The organism is Microcoleus sp. MON2_D5 (assembly GCF_036701905.1).
Lineage (GTDB): Bacteria > Cyanobacteriota > Cyanobacteriia > Cyanobacteriales > Microcoleaceae > Microcoleus.
The window spans coordinates 1-15,401 of sequence record NZ_JAUBRM010000117.1 but is presented as its reverse complement, the minus strand read 5'-3'; the positions used below and the strand labels follow the sequence as shown (position 1 = coordinate 15,401).

Here is a 15,401-nt window from a genome sequence, read left to right as displayed (position 1 = left end):
CATCTTTTTTCACAGTTTTACTAGCTTTTTCATTTTCGCGCTTTTTTCATATATTTGCAAAAGTGAGATGCACCCATTCGTTTCACTGTGCGATCGCTCCTAATACTTTCAACGTCGCTGCTTAAGCGTGCGTTAATCCAGTTGCACCTTGAATATTCATGCCTTCAAGCATGGAACCGTGCAATTTACTGGCGCGATCTATTTGTATGACTGTTTGCACAAATTCAATATAGGTGGTTGCCTTCAAGCTGTCGCCTATAGCAAGTTAAGTTTTTTACAGTGCAAATTGATAGATTAACCATGCCATCGCAGAGTAGAAGGCTGGCTCTAACTTAAGTTAGAATCCGAATTTGATCGAAAGTACATTCATACAACCGATCGACCATCAATATCTAAATGCAAAATCCGGTAGCGATGTCCCACACCTTTGATGCGGGCGAGACCTGTTTGCCCCCCGGATGAAGCGGCTGTCACTACGAGCTATTGCCGTGAACCGACGACGACAGACCCTGGCTGCCTCAACGCTTCAGCAATACGGCTCTTGATTCCGAGGCAGCCTGTGGGAGATCTTGAATCTGAAGCCCCAGTCCCCTGAGGGACAGCAATTTTTCAGGAACTACTTGACTATTGAGAAGCATCTGCTGCTGTTCCTCGACAATGAGACGGTGCCGCCGACCAATCATTCCAGTGAACAGGCACTGCGCTGGAGCGTGGTTTTTCGCAAGGTCACCCATGGCTTTTACTCCGATTGAGGTGCGGAGTTGTTCGCCCAGGTGCGGTCGTTGGTGAATACGGCTCGCCGTCAGAGTATCTCTGCCTTCCAGACTATTTCCCATGCCCTTGCCTCACACCAGTCTGATTGGCTACTGAGTTGAGCAATTACAAGTCAAGATATAAAGATCTACACAAGGAGCTTTATATTCTGGAGTTTGGCAAGCGATATACTTTGGGAAACGGATGACAGTCTTTCGTCGGGGGGCGTTCAATGATTACCCTGCCTGGAGTTACTATCCACAGCAAAATCTATGAGAGCTTAGCTTCTTTGGTGTATCGGGGCATCAGAGAGCAAGATAACTGTGCAGTGATTGCCAAAGTTCTCAAGCAGGATTATCCCTCTCCTCAGGATTTAACTCGCTATAGGCAGGAGTATGAAATTACTCGCTTTCTCAACATTGAAGGCGTAGTCAAGGCATACAGCCAGCAAGACTACCAGCGCACGCTGGTTATTCTTTTGGAAGACTTTGGTGGAGAGTCTTTAGAATGCTGGATGCGGCAACAATTAGACTTCTGTCCCATGCCACTGTCGGTTTTTTTGAATATGGCGATCGCCATTACTGATAGTCTAGGCAAAATCCATGCGGCTCATGTCATCCACAAAGATATTAATCCTGGCAACATTGTCTTTAATCCGAGGACTGGTGTTGTCAAAATCATTGATTTTGGCATTGCCACTCGCTTCAGTCGCACCAATCTCACATTCAAAAGTCTCTATCTTCTAGAAGGAACCCCCGCCTATTTGTCGCCAGAGCAAACCGGACGAATGAACCGTATGCTCGACTATCGCACCGACTTTTATTCACTGGGTGCAACCTTCTACGAACTGTTGACGGGACAATTACCGTTTCCCACTAAAGATCTCCTAGAGCTAGTCCACAGCCACATTGCCAGACCGCCGACTCCCCCGCATGAATTAAACTCAACGATTCCCCAACCTGTTTCAGATCTTATTTTGAAACTGATGGCAAAGAATGCGGAGGATCGCTATCAAAGTGCCTGGGGCATCAAAGCAGATCTAGAGCGCTGTGCCCAGCAACTGGCAGAAGTGGGTTTAATTGAACCTATGCCATTGGGACTGCAAGATATTTCCGAGCAGTTCCGCATTCCTCAAAAACTATATGGGCGAGAAGCGAAGATTGCAGCATTATTGGCGGCTTTCGACAGAGTGGCAGGGAATGAGGGAATAGGGGAATGGGGAAGTGGGGGAGCAGAAGAAGACATTACCCTACCACCGCATCGTGAAATGATGCTGGTCTCCGGTTATGCTGGCATCGGCAAAACGGCATTGGTGCAGGAACTCCATAAACCGGTCACAGCAAACCAAGGCTATTTTATCTCTGGCAAGTTTGACCAATTTGGGCGCAACATTCCCTACAGCGCCATTGTGAATGCCCTGCAAAAGTTAGTGCAGCAACTCTTGAGCGAACCAGATGAGCAGGTGGAAGTGTGGCGATCGCGCCTGCTCACTGCTCTGGGAAGCAACGGACAAATCATCGTTGATGTCATCCCTGAAGTTGAGTTAATCATTGGCAAGCAGCCGCCTATACCCGAAGTTGGAGCAACAGAAGCACAGAATCGCTTCAATCTCACGTTTCAAAAATTTGTGCGGGCGTTTTGTGCAAAAGAGCATCCCCTGGTCATTTTCTTAGACGATCTACAGTGGATCGATTCTGCGACTTTGAAGTTAATCGAACTCATCTTACTTGATGAGCAGATCCAGTATCTGTTTTTGATCGGAGCCTACCGAGATAACGAACTGACTCCAACGCATCCGTTGGTCTTAACGCTAGAGAGCATGCGAAACCAGGGAGCAGTACTTCAGGAAATCATCCTGGCTCCCTTAACGCTGGAACCGTTGACTCAACTGGTGGCTGAGACATTACATTGCAATCCTGATACCGTTCGCGCCCTAGCCCAAGCTGTGTCACGTAAAACCGAGGGCAACCCTTTCTTTGTTGGTGAATTTTTGAAAATGCTGTATGGCGAAAATCTGTTGACTTTCGATGCACAACAGTTGAGCTGGCAGTGGAACCTGGCAGAGATTGAAGCTCAAGATATCACTGATAATGTGGTGGAGTTGCTGCTGCGTCAGTTGCAGAAATTGCCGGAAGCAACACAGCAAATTCTCTGCATAGCCGCTTGTGTCGGGGCTGAATTTGATTTAGAGACGTTAGCGATCGTTTGCGAAAAATCACCGAAAGCAATTTTTCAGGATTTATTAGAAGCAATACAAGCGGGATTAATTCAACCTCTGTCTGACTTGGACGAAGACTTGTTGGTTCAAGAGTATAAGTTTTCGCACGATCGCGTGCAGCAAGCGGCTTATGCCCTAATTGATGAGTCGCAGAAACAAGTGGTTCATCTGCAAATTGGTCGCAATCTCCTCAAAAAAACGTTGCCAGAACAGCTATCAGAGCGGTTGTTTGAGATTGTTGATCATCTCAATCATGGAATTGAACTTGTCTCTAATCAAGCCGAACGTAATGAGATTGCTCGATTGAATTTAATAGCAGGTCGGAAGGCAAAAGAGGCGATCGCATATAGTACGGCAAGAAACTATTTAACTACAGGGAGACAATGGCTAGCAGCCTCTAGCTGGCAAACAAATTATGACCTGACCTTGGAGTTATATGTAGCAACGACAGAAGTTGCCTATCTGTGTGGCGAGTTTGAACAGGTAGAATTTTGGGCAGAGATTGTCTTTAAAAAAGCCAAAACTATTCTTGACAGCATCAAAGTTTACGAAGTCAAAATTCAAACGAACATCGCGCAGAGTCAGCTATTAGGAGCAATCAATACAGCATTGCAAGTTTTGCAACAACTGGGAATCAGTTTTCCAGAACAGCCAGATCAGGCAGATATTCAACTTGACCTCAACGCAATTACAGCCTGCATCAGTGGAAAACCAATTTCTGATTTGCTTTATTTGCCGGAAATGAGCGAACCAGACAAATTGGCAGCAATGCAAATTTTGTCAAGCATCACACTCGTTGCCTATGGTGTCGTTCCTGACCTGATGCCCTTACTGGTTTCTAAACAGGTTAGATTGTCAATTCAATTTGGCAATGCCTTTGCCTCTGCCTTTGCCTTTGCTTCTCATGGAGCAGATCTTTGCGGAACAGGAGACATTAAGACTGGCTACGAGTTCGGAAACCTGGCTCTCAGGCTGTTGTCAAAACCCAATACTAATTCACTCAGAGCTAGAACATTTCTGATCGTATATAACTACATTAATCACTGGAAAAATCATGTTAGAGAAACGTCTAAGCCCTTACTGGAAGCCTATCAAACTGGGCTAGATACTGGAGATTTAGAGTTCGCCGCCTATTGCGCTCATATCTACTGCTTCCTATCCTTTGCCCTTGGAAAGGAATTGACGGAAGTAGAACGTGAGATGACAACCTACAATCAAGCCATCCGTCAAATCAAACAGCAGGCAGTACTGACATGGAATCAAATATTTCAGCAGTCTGTCCTAAATTTGATGGGATGCTCAGTCAATCCCTGTCGTCTCCTTGGCGAATCTTACAATGAGGAAAATGGATTGCCACAACATAAATTAGTAAATGATGGAGCCGCTCTCATTGGGATTTATTTCAACAAGCTTTTTCTATGCTACCTATTTGCTGACTATGTTCAAGCCGTTGAAAACTCAACTATAGCGGAAACCTATTTAATTCGTGTCACAGCGACTCCCCTTGTTCCTCTGTACTACCTCTATAACTCTCTAGCAAGGCTCGCAAAATATCCTGAAAGCAGCGCTCAAGCTCAAGAGGAAATCCTCAACCATGTTGCTGTTACTCAGGAGAAAATGAAGCATTGGGCATATTATGCGCCGATGAATTATTTGCATAAATATCATCTGGTTGAGGCAGAGAAGGCGCGAGTTTTAGGTCAGTGGTTTGAAGCAGAAGAATTCTACGAACAAGCCATTCAAGGTGCTAGAGACAACGAGTATCTTCAAGAAGAAGCATTAGCGTACGAATTAGCTGCCAAGTTTTACCTGTTTCGTGGCAGAGAAAAATTTGCTCAAACCTACATGAAAGAAGCTCACTACTGCTACGATCGCTGGGGCGCAACCGCTAAAGTTAAAGACTTAGAAACTCGCTATCCACAGTTCTTTTCTCAGTCGTCTAAAGCCGTTTCCACATCAATTCCTATTACTGCTGAAACTATCACTCATCCCTTCCATACTGCTTTCGATTTAGCAGCAGTGATGAAAGCTTCACAGGCGATTTCTCGTGAAATTGAACTGAAGCAATTGCTGCGATCGCTGATGAAAATTTTAATTGAGAATGCTGGCGCACAAACCGGATATCTGATTTTAGAAAACTCAGGAGAATGGTTGATTGAAGCGGCTTGTGAACTCAATGCCGATGAGAATGCTTGTGCGACTCAGGTGTTACAGTCTATTCCAATTGCCGATCAATTGCCAGAATCAATCATTCAATATGTGATTCGGACTCTGAAGCCTGTCACCTTAAATGATGCGACTCGTGAAGGTGCTTTTATTAATGAGCCATACATTCAACAGAACCAGCCTCAATCTGTTTTCTGTTTGCCGCTGCTAAATCAAGCCAAGCTGGTCGGTGTATTGTATTTAGAAAATCGGTTAGCAACTGGAGTATTTACACCAGAGCGATCGCAGGTCTTGCAGCTATTATCGACTCAAGCAGCGATCGCCATCGAAAATGCCAACCTTTACTCAGAACTGCAAGCTAAGGAAAACAAGATCACCCAGTTCCTTGAAGCGATTCCGGTGGGAATTGCGATCGTGGATGCGACAGGTTGCCCTTACTATGCCAACCAATGCGGCACTCAACTCATGGGTAAAGAAACTGATACTTCCGTAGCACCGGAGCAGCTCTCAGAGGCTTATCAGCTTTATGTAGCGGGAACGGATCAAATCTATCCAGCGGAAAGCTTGCCTAATGTTCGGGCATTAAGGGGCGAACGCATTAGGACTGAAGATATAGAAATTCGTCGAGATCATGTCTCAATTCTACTGGAGGCACGGGGAACACCAGTTTTTGATCAACAGGGCAATATCACTTATGCGATCGCTACCTTTCAGGATATTACGGAGCGAAAACAAGCCGAGAAACTCCTAGCCGACTACAACTGCACTTTAGAGCAACAGGTCGCAGAACGAACTGCTGCGTTACGACAAAGTGAAGCAAATTATCGCAACCTGCTACAAACCGCGAATTCCGTCATCATTTGCTATGACACGCAAGGACGAATTCGATACATCAACGATTATGGGGTAAAACTTCTTGGCTATGAAGAACATCAGATTGTAGGGCGAACCTTATTTGAAACCATCATTCCAGACATCGAAACCTCTGGACGCGATGTCAAACCATTTGTTCACGATTTACTTCGTAATCCTCAATTGTACCCGCAAGGCGAGAGTGAAAACCTGTGTCGAGACGGTCGGCGAGTTTGGATGGCCTGGTCGAATCAAGCCATCTTCAATGACCAGGGAGAGGTTGTTGAAATCTTATCGGTTGGCAATGACACCACCCAGCGTAAACAAGCAGAAGAGGCTTTACAACGCAGTGAAGCTAAGTTCCGAACTATCTTTGAAAACTCGCAGGTTGGCATCTACCGAACCCGCACCTGTGATGGATTAATTCTCGAAGCCAATCAACGCTTTGCCAATCTGTTTGGCTTTGATTCACCAGAGGAGGTGATTGGGCTGAAACACACTACAGACTGTTATGTGAATCTCAGCGATCGCCAGCAAGCTATTGAATTGCTGAAGCGTGATGGTGAACTGCAAAACTTTGAGGTGCAACTGCAAAAACGAGATGGCACGCTATTTTGGGGACTTTGCTCTACTCGTCTGAATGCAGCCGATGAATGCATCGAAGGTGTGATTGCGGATATTAGCGATCGCAAACAAGCAGAAGCCGCCCTGCGTGAAAGTGAGCAACTGTTGGATATGTCTTTCTCCCAATCCCTTGACGGCTTTTTCATCATGATGCTTGATCAGCCAGTGCAATGGGATGACACGGTTGATAAGGACAAGGTCTTGGACTATGTCTTTGGTCACCAGCGGGTTACGAAAGCCAATGATGCCATACTCGCTCATTATGGACGTAGCCAAGAGCAGTTTATTGGTTTCACTCCTAACGACTTGTATGCTCACAATCCAGCCTACGGCAAACCAGGGTTAGCCTACGGCAAACAGGTGTGGCGGGAACTTTTTGATGCTGGAAAGCTACATATCGAAACGGATGAATGCAGATTGGATGGGACTTCAATCTGGATTGAGGGGAATTATAGCTGCCTTTATAATAGTCAAGGCAGAATCATCGGTCACTTTGGGGTACAGCGGGACATCAGCGATCGCAAACAAGCAGAAGCCGCTCTACAAACGAGTGAAGAACGACTACGCTTGGCATTAACCGCGTCAAATCAAGGACTCTTCGATCACAATATCAAAACTGAAGAAATCGTGGTTAACCCAGAATACGCTTTAATGCTGGGCTACGATCCGGCAACATTTCACGAGACCAAATCTAGGTGGATTGAGAGTTTGCATCCTGATGACAGAGAATCAATGCTTGCAATTTGCAATGCTTTTGATACTGGAGAAGTCCCCAACTATCGAGCAGAGTATCGCCTGCGTACCCGGGATGGTCAGTGGAAATGGATTCTTTCTGTCGGCAAAATTGTTGCTTGGAATGAATCCGGTGAACCCATCCGATCGTTGGGAGTTTATACGGATATCGACGATTACAAACGGGCAGAAGCAGCGTTGCAAGCCTCTGAAGCAGAACTGCGGGCACTCGTTTCAGCCATTCCCGATCCGCTGTTTGTCCTTACTGCTGAAGGGCGACTGGTCGAAGCAGTCGAAGTGAAACCGAATCAGTTGTATCGACCTATTGAGGAGCAGATTGGTCAAACACTGCACCAGATTTTTGAAAAAGAACAAGCCGATGAATTCCTGGGTTACGTTCGGCAAGTACTGAGAACCCAACAAATGCTCACAGTTGAGTACAGCTTGCAGATAGCTGAAAAAGAAGCCTGGTTTTCGGCTCGCATTGCCCCAATCGACCACGACCAGGTGATTTGGCTGGCACGAGATATTACGGCGCTGAAGCAAGCAGAAGCAGCCTCAATTTTAGAGGAGCGCAACCGCATGGCACGCGAAATTCACGACACACTCGCTCAGTCGTTTACAGGCATTCTGGCTCAGGTGGGAGCGGCAAAACAGGTGCTAACGGATGATTTAGAAGCAACTGGGGCACACCTAGACCTGATTAAAGAATTGGCGCGAACTGGACTGACTGAAGCGCGACGATCGGTTGTCGCGCTCCGTCCTCAGCTTTTAGAGGAGGGCAGTTTACAGAGCGCTCTACACCGTCTCATCGCTCAAATCAGAACTGCCGCAATGGATACCACTCTACATTATGAGATTGAGGGTGCAGTGTATGCTCTACCCACTGAAGTCGAGAATAACCTATTGCGGATGGGGCAGGAAGCATTAACCAATGCGATTAAACATGCCAATGCTGACGAAATTCGAGTGCAGCTAGTCTACGATCGCGACCAGTTTTGCTTGCGCGTGAGAGACAATGGACAGGGCTTTGGAGTTGGGAGTATTCCAGCTTCTGAGGGTTTTGGCTTACTGGGCATGAGCGAACGGGCAGAGCGCATCGGCGCACAACTAACGATTAGGAGTCAACCTGGACAAGGAACAGAAATTATTGTCACCGTCAACCCTTGAGTGAGCATCACAATGAGCCAAGCCATGACCATTCGGGTTCTGATTGCGGACGATCACGCCATTTTTCGGCAAGGATTAGCCACGATTATTAACCGTGACCCAGATATGCAGGTGATTGCACAAGCCGAAAATGGGGAACAAGCGATCGCCTTATTTCGAGAACACCAACCAGATGTAACGCTAATGGATCTGCGAATGCCTGAAGTGGAAGGAGTTGCCGCCATTGGTGCAATTTGTGCTACTGCTAAATCTGCTCGAATTATCGTACTGACCACGTATGATAGTGACGAAGATATTTACCGGGGATTGCAGGCAGGAGCCAAAGGATATCTGTTGAAAGAAACTGAACCGGACGAGCTTCTGAATGCCATTCGTACCGTTCATCGGGGTCAGCAGTATATTCCGCCTGATGTGGGAGCAAAGTTAGCACAGCGACTCAGCAATCCAGAACTGAGTGAAAGAGAATTAGAAGTACTCCGCTCACTGGCGCAGGGGATGAGTAACGCTGATATTGCGACTGCTTTGAGTATTGGTGAAGGCACGGTTAAATCTCATGTCAACCGGATTTTGAATAAGTTAGATGTCAGCGATCGCACTCAAGCTGTGATTGTTGCCGTTAAACGCGGCATTGTCAGTTTATAAGAGGTCGAGCCGATATCTACGCACTGCAACACCTTGTTATCCCGCATTCGTTGCAGTGGGATTTGCGTACGCCATCGAAGTCATCAGTCACCGTTTGTCAAGCAGTTGTTTCAAGTCGTCATCATCCATATTCTCAAGTTTGAGCATTGCCTGATATGGATCGCCTATCAGATTCAATACATTAGCAAATGCAGGTTCTGTTTTCATCCCCTGTTGTTTGAGTACAAGTATCGCGAATTTGAGATTGGGGTCGATTGCGATCAGGCGTTGTTCAACGATGAAATGTCGAACGCCCCATTGACGATCGGTAGGCACAGATTGACAAAACAATTCAATATCCCAATCATGGGCATGGAACTGAGCGATGAATGTTTTATGGTTCTGAATGTTAATTTGCCGAAATTGAAATCGGTCGCACTCGCCAAATCGATCTGTAGTGACGCATTGAAATCGCGCAAGATCATCAGTCGAGCAAGCAATGTCGATATCGCTGGTTGCGATATCGATCCCGAGCGGCGGCGTGCCAATGACGCGAGGCGTGAATTCGTGAAGCACTGTTAAGAGTGAGAGTTCTTCGATTACGCTGGCAAAATTGGGACGCATCAAATTTAAATCGTGGTGGGCGAGGTGCTGTGAGTTCACTAGATGGCTAATCACTACTTTTCTACATTTCTCCGAGTTTAAGTAAATCGAGGAGAGAAGTCGAGCCACTACTTTTCTACAATACTCGGCTCGACGCCTATAAGAGTTACTTTCGATCGAATTAGGATTCTAACTTGAGTTATAACCAGCCTTCTACTCCACGATGGCATGGTTACTCTATCCATTTGTACTGTAAAAGAGTTAACTCGCTATAGACGACAGCTTCAAGGCGATCTCCTATATTGAATTTGTTCTGAAAGAAGCTGAGTCCTAAAACTGGCCACACTTCAGATACCTAGGAAAAAATGACATTGACTGAATTTGAATAAAAAAGAAGACAAACCCATGAGCAATACCATCGACACAATGATCGATCCCAACGATGCCGTGCTGCTGCTGATCGATCATCAGAGCGGACTCTTCCAACTTGTGCGTGACATCGAACTCCCTGTCCTCCGCTCCAATGTCACGGCGCTCGCCAAGATTTCCCGACTCGCCAAGATTCCGACCTTCACAACTGCTTCGGTGCCCGATGGTCCTAATGGTCCCCTGATTCCCGAAATCCACCAGCACAATCCTGAGGCGGTTTACATTCCGCGCACAGGACAGATTAACGCCTGGGATAACCCAACTTGGGTAGATGCTATCGAGAAGACCGGGCGAAAGACTCTCCTCATCGCCGGAACTCTCACCAGTGTGTGCATGGCGTTTCCGACGCTGAGCGCACTGGCCGCTGGTTACAAGGTCTTCACGATCATTGACGCTTCCGGCAACTGGAGCCAGATGGCGACCGAGCTCACTCTGGCCCGCGTCGTCCAGGCGGGAGCCATGCCCATCGACACTTACGCAGTAATCGGCGAACTCATGAACACGTGGAACCGTCCGGACGCAATGGAGTTTGCCACTGTCATGGTTGACCTCATGCCGATTTACCGCGCCCTGATGGAGAGCTATGACAAAGCTCAATCCGTGCAACGAGATGGACTAGAGACCAAGCTCGATCGGCAAATGGCACATGTGTAAAAGCATCTAGTTACAACGCGCACGCACAACATAAAACAAGGGAAGAGAAGGCGAGGAGTTGGTTATCAATTCCTCGCCCCGCATTCCCGATAAGAGTGTCCGTAACACTCTAGCAAGCAGGCTAATCGGGTCGAGGCAGGTGTTTCTCCTGCCCCTCCTACACGCCACCCATCATGCGGAGCCGCAATGGGCGGCTCATGAAGATGTGCAAACAACCTTGATCAACTAAGTACAGCGTCGCAGAAATAACTAAACAGTTGAGCGGTTTAACGACCAGTCAGGTACGACAAGCGATCGATTATGTTCAGGCTCATCTCGATCGAAACTTATCACTGGCTGAAATTGCAGCAGCAATTAACATCAGTCCAACCCATTTTTCCAGGTTGTTCAAATGTGCTACCGGAAGTTCTCCGCATCAGTATGTGATTCAACAGCGGGTGGAACGGGCGAAATTTCTGCTGAAGACGACAGATTTAGCGATCACGAATATTGCTTTACAAGTTGGCTTTTCTAGTCAGAGCCATCTGACGCAGCACTTCAAGAACCTCACGGGTGTCACGCCAAAACAGGTTTCTAAGATCACAAGAATCTGATAAATCAGGGTTAGATTCTGATAGAAGTTGCAGGTTAGAACTCTCTACACTTGAGATAGCAAAAGAAGAATCAGAAAATCGAGCCGCTGTTGTTGATGCCATGACTCAACCGTTCATGCAGACTGTTCTGATGTGAAGTGCTGAACATTCAACAACACAAACTGGAGTAGCAACATGAGCAAGAAACTGATCAACCCTAAAGAACTCTATGATGGTTCTGCATTTGGCATGTCTCAAGCCGTGATTGAGACAGAAACGGGACTACTCTACATTTCTGGACAAGTGGACTGGAACCAACAATATGAGATTACAGAGAAATCTGTCGAAGGACAAACGAGGAGAGCGCTGAACAACCTCAAAATTGTTTTAGAAAATGCTGGATCGTCAGTCGGTCAGCTATTGCATGTTCGCGCTTACGTTCGTGGAGAACTCGGTGAATACATGAATACCCTTGCCCCTATTTTTTCTGAGTTTTTAGGTGAGTCTCGTCCTGCTCTGACTGGAATTGGAGTCGCTTCTCTGGCATCACCAGAGACTCTAGTTGAGATTGAAGCAGTAGCAAGTCTTAAATAGCTTAAGCATGAGAGTCGTCCTCGCCCTACAGCTTTTGTCCGATCCTTAACTAACCAACACGAGATATGGAACAAAATTCGATCGCTCAAGTTTTTGCCACTCATCTTGCATTGATTGGAACAGATGTGGAGGCTTGGTCTGATCTGTTGGCTGAAAATGCGATCGTAGAATTTCCCTATGCATCTGCGCTAGGTGCGATTGTTCGATTTGAAGGCAAACCTGCAATCTACAACCACATGAAGAATGCAGTCTCACAATTGCAAAACTGGGTCTTTACCGATGTTTGTGAATATCAAACACTGATTCCAAATGTTCTATTCGCTGAATTTCATGGGGAAGCTGTGTTTGTAGCGACGGGTCAGCCCTATCAGCAAGACTATGTGGTGCGACTAGAAACCAAGAATGGAAAGATTATTCACTACCGCGAATACTGGAATCCGGCTCCAATACTTGAGCTAATGGGCAGCAGCGAAACTGCCTTCGACTGGATTCAAACCCATAGATAGGACAGAGATGAAAATTGTAATTGCAGCCGCATCTGGTAACATTGGACGACGTACCGCAGAAAAAGTCATCCAGGCAGGAGCCGAAACGATTCTTTTAGCCCGACATCCAGAGAAGTTAGCGGATCTGGTCGAAGGTGCGATTGCCTCCGGCAACAGCGAAGTTCGCGTTCAGCCGATCAGCAGCGATGATGCTCAAGAATTGATAGAAGTAACCCAGCGGGCAGATGCTTTGTTTTGGCTGACACCACCGAAGCTCGATGTGCCTAACATGAGGGATTGGTATCTTCAAACCGCAAAAGCGGGCGCGAACGCTGTATCCGCAAACGGCATTCCGCGAGTCGTGAACATTTCCAGCATTGGTGCGGGTGCAAAACCAAACTTGGGCACAGTTTCATTCAGTGGAACTGTTGAATCAATCCTCAATCAAACGGCTGCCAATGTAGTTCACTTACGTCCCGGCTATTTTATGGAAAATTTCCTGGCGCAAATCGAGACGATCCAAAGCGATCGCACGGTTCGATTTCCTTATCCCAGTGATCATGATATTCCCTGGATTAGCACTGACGATATCGGAGATGTGGCAGCACACTATCTCCTGGATCAGCGTTGGGCAGGTCAGTGGACTCGTAATTTAATGGGAGCCGAAAACCTAACATTGCTTGAAACATCTGCTATCTTGTCACGAGTGTTGAGCTATTCGATTGAATATGCTCAAGTCAGTATCGAATCGCTCCAGCAGCAGTTTGCCGCAATGGGAGCGACTGCTGAGGTTCAGCGCGAAATGGGTGATCTATTCCGTGCGCTTGGCGATCCGGATGGAGTTTATGCCACAGCACGAACCCCGGAAGCAACAACACCCACAACATTCGAGCAGTTTGTTAAAAACAAGATCTTTCCGAATCTTTTAAGCTTTTCAAGCAAAGCAACGCCTTTAAGTAAGCATAGCTAACACTGAAGGATTGAAGTTTACAGCTTTCTACCGAAGTGCGATCTTGCCGCCGTTGGCTTGAATTGCAGCGAGAAGCGCGGGTCTTCCAGCCCCCGCAAGCCACTCGTCCATTGTGAGCAGCTCAGGGAAGTCTGCTCGAAGCGAAGCGATGTCTGCATTGCCCGCTAGCCGCCCTTGATCGACCAGCTTAGCGAGTCCACCGAGGAACGCATTCTGCTCAAGCAGGCTGTCTGAAAAATATTGTGGCTGCTTTGAGCATCGGTGAAGGTACTGTTAAATCCCATGTCAATCGGATTTTGAATAAGTTGGATGTGAGCGATCGCACCCAAGCTGTAATTGTTGCCGTTAAACGGGGCATTGTAAGTTTGTAGGATGTACTTTCGATAGAATTGGGATTCTAACTTGAGTTATAGCCAGCCTTATACTTTGCGATCGCATAGTTACTCTATCAATTTGTACTGTAAAAGTTTTAACTCGCTATAGACGACGAATTGAAAGCGATCTCCTACATTGAATGTATGCAAACTAAAGATGCAGTCAATGGATTGAGCAAGTTAATTGGAGCAGAAATGGCAACCTTGTACCGTTGTTTTGAGAACGTGAGTGATGCAGCGAACTTTGCCAATTGCAGCACCTATTTCCTAGCCTAACTAACCTTGAATCCTATTTGCAGAATCACAACTGGGCAAATCTCGCCAGAAGTGCATCCAATCAGGCAAATCATGCTCCTTGAGAGCGGTAAAACTGAGCGAATTTTCAACCCTAAAACATTGGAGACAAATCTATGACCTCTACCCGCACAGCTACAGACCCAACGCTACGCCAAGGCGATTCTGGTGCTGCTGTCAGTGAGCTACAACAATTGCTGAATGCCAAAGGAATCAACATTACAGTCGATGGAGTTTTTGGCAATGCAACTCGCGCCGCAGTGGTTCAGTTTCAACAGCAGAATGGACTTGTTGTAGATGGCATCGTTGGCACCCAAACTTGGCAAGCCCTTGGTCGAGGTGGCCCCATTCAACTGACTGATGCAGCCATTTACTACGAGCCATCGAAATATCCCTATCAAAAAAAGGCGTTTGAATGGTTGCAATCCCAGATTTCTAGATCGGCTTTAGAGGAATTTGCTCGCCGTTGGCGGAACCTACGCTAACGCAGCAATCACCGATCTCAAAGTTATTCAGCCCAGGTTCAAATTGCTGACGCTGGGAATGCCCTAAACCATAAGGTTTTTCCCAGTTTTCATGGCAAGGTTCTGGGCTTGATGCAGATGTAGAAAAATGAACGACGATCGTAGCCACAGTTCCTTACTTGTACCCCCTTCAACCCAAGATAGGATGCAGGGTGTGCTGAGTGCCAAGGTAGTGCTGGTGATGTACGGAGACTATCAATGCCCTAGAAGTGCGGACGTTTACAAGCTGATCAAAGCGATCAAACGAGAGCTTAGTGCTGCTTTTAGAGAAGATTATTTATGCTTGATCTTCCGTCATTTTCCGCAAGCACAGATTCATTCTCATGCTCAACGGGCCGCCCAAGCTGCTGAAGCCGCCGCTGCCCAAGGACAGTTTTGGTCAATGCACGACACTTTGTTTGCCCATCAACAGAAGTTAGAAAATGGTTATCTTATAGAGTACGCCAACAATTTAGGGCTTGATATCCCTCAATTTCTCAAAGAGTTGTCTAAACAAGTGCATGTCGATCGCATCAATGAAGATATCGAAGGCGGAATACAGAGTGGAGTGACGACTACCCCAGCTCTTTTTATCAATGGAATTCGGTATACCGGGCACTGGAACACGACGGAGTTGATGGCAGCCATGATTGCTGCAAGTCATTAAGTTCCCCGATCTTTGCTCCCAATTCATATCTAACTTGTCTGTAAGTAGGTCGGCACGAAAAAACCGAACTATGTTAAAATAAGTAAACATAGAATACATCTACTGAGGTAACTCAATATA

General features: G+C 46.6%; 11 protein-coding genes and 1 pseudogene. 11 read left to right on the top strand and 1 reads right to left on the bottom strand.

Annotation, left to right across the window (positions count from 1 at the left end; all coding sequences use genetic code 11):
* Positions 1-569: 569 nt before the first annotated feature.
* From QUA47_RS27450 to QUA47_RS27440, 3 genes are all read left to right on the top strand, one after another.
* Entirely contained in the window at positions 570-752 is a 183-nt protein-coding gene (locus QUA47_RS27450) for an IS66 family transposase (protein ID WP_333433101.1), read from the top strand.
* Positions 753-985: 233 nt separating this feature from the next.
* Positions 986-8,515, top strand: a complete 7,530-nt coding sequence (locus QUA47_RS27445) for a PAS domain S-box protein (RefSeq protein ID WP_333433100.1) — start codon at positions 986-988, stop codon at positions 8,513-8,515.
* Between the two features lie 12 nt (positions 8,516-8,527).
* Positions 8,528-9,157, top strand: coding sequence for a response regulator transcription factor (locus QUA47_RS27440; RefSeq protein ID WP_333433099.1), 630 nt, complete (start codon positions 8,528-8,530; stop codon positions 9,155-9,157).
* A gap of 87 nt (positions 9,158-9,244) precedes the next feature.
* Here QUA47_RS27440 and QUA47_RS27435 read toward each other — a convergent pair whose 3' ends face one another.
* Positions 9,245-9,799 carry a DUF4269 domain-containing protein gene (locus QUA47_RS27435; RefSeq protein ID WP_333433098.1) on the bottom strand — a complete coding sequence of 185 codons (555 nt, stop codon included), beginning with the start codon at positions 9,797-9,799 and terminating at the stop codon, positions 9,245-9,247.
* A 321-nt stretch (positions 9,800-10,120) separates the two neighbouring features.
* Here QUA47_RS27435 and QUA47_RS27430 point away from each other — a divergent pair, with 321 nt between their 5' ends.
* The 8 genes and pseudogenes from QUA47_RS27430 (at position 10,121) to QUA47_RS27395 (ending at position 15,281) form a co-directional block, all read left to right on the top strand.
* Positions 10,121-10,822, top strand: coding sequence for an isochorismatase family protein (locus QUA47_RS27430; RefSeq protein WP_333433097.1), 702 nt, complete (start codon positions 10,121-10,123; stop codon positions 10,820-10,822).
* A 257-nt stretch (positions 10,823-11,079) separates the two neighbouring features.
* Complete coding sequence (locus QUA47_RS27425; protein WP_333433096.1) at positions 11,080-11,415, top strand: AraC family transcriptional regulator; 336 nt, start codon at positions 11,080-11,082, stop codon at positions 11,413-11,415.
* A 174-nt stretch (positions 11,416-11,589) separates the two neighbouring features.
* The gene (locus QUA47_RS27420; protein ID WP_333433095.1) at positions 11,590-11,988 is read left to right on the top strand and encodes a RidA family protein; all 399 of its coding nucleotides are present in this window, start codon (positions 11,590-11,592) and stop codon (positions 11,986-11,988) included.
* A gap of 65 nt (positions 11,989-12,053) precedes the next feature.
* On the top strand, positions 12,054-12,494 hold the full coding sequence (locus QUA47_RS27415) for a nuclear transport factor 2 family protein (protein WP_333433094.1): 441 nt from the start codon (positions 12,054-12,056) through the stop codon (positions 12,492-12,494).
* Positions 12,495-12,501: 7 nt separating this feature from the next.
* Positions 12,502-13,443 (top strand): NmrA family NAD(P)-binding protein, encoded by a 942-nt coding sequence (locus QUA47_RS27410; protein WP_333433093.1) that lies wholly within the window; start codon positions 12,502-12,504, stop codon positions 13,441-13,443.
* Positions 13,444-13,682: 239 nt separating this feature from the next.
* A pseudogene (locus QUA47_RS27405) lies at positions 13,683-13,814 on the top strand (LuxR C-terminal-related transcriptional regulator); the annotation flags it as partial.
* A gap of 413 nt (positions 13,815-14,227) precedes the next feature.
* Positions 14,228-14,596 (top strand): peptidoglycan-binding domain-containing protein, encoded by a 369-nt coding sequence (locus tag QUA47_RS27400; protein WP_333433092.1) that lies wholly within the window; start codon positions 14,228-14,230, stop codon positions 14,594-14,596.
* A gap of 127 nt (positions 14,597-14,723) precedes the next feature.
* Positions 14,724-15,281, top strand: coding sequence for a DsbA family protein (locus QUA47_RS27395; protein ID WP_333433091.1), 558 nt, complete (start codon positions 14,724-14,726; stop codon positions 15,279-15,281).
* The last annotated feature ends 120 nt before the right edge of the window (positions 15,282-15,401 follow it).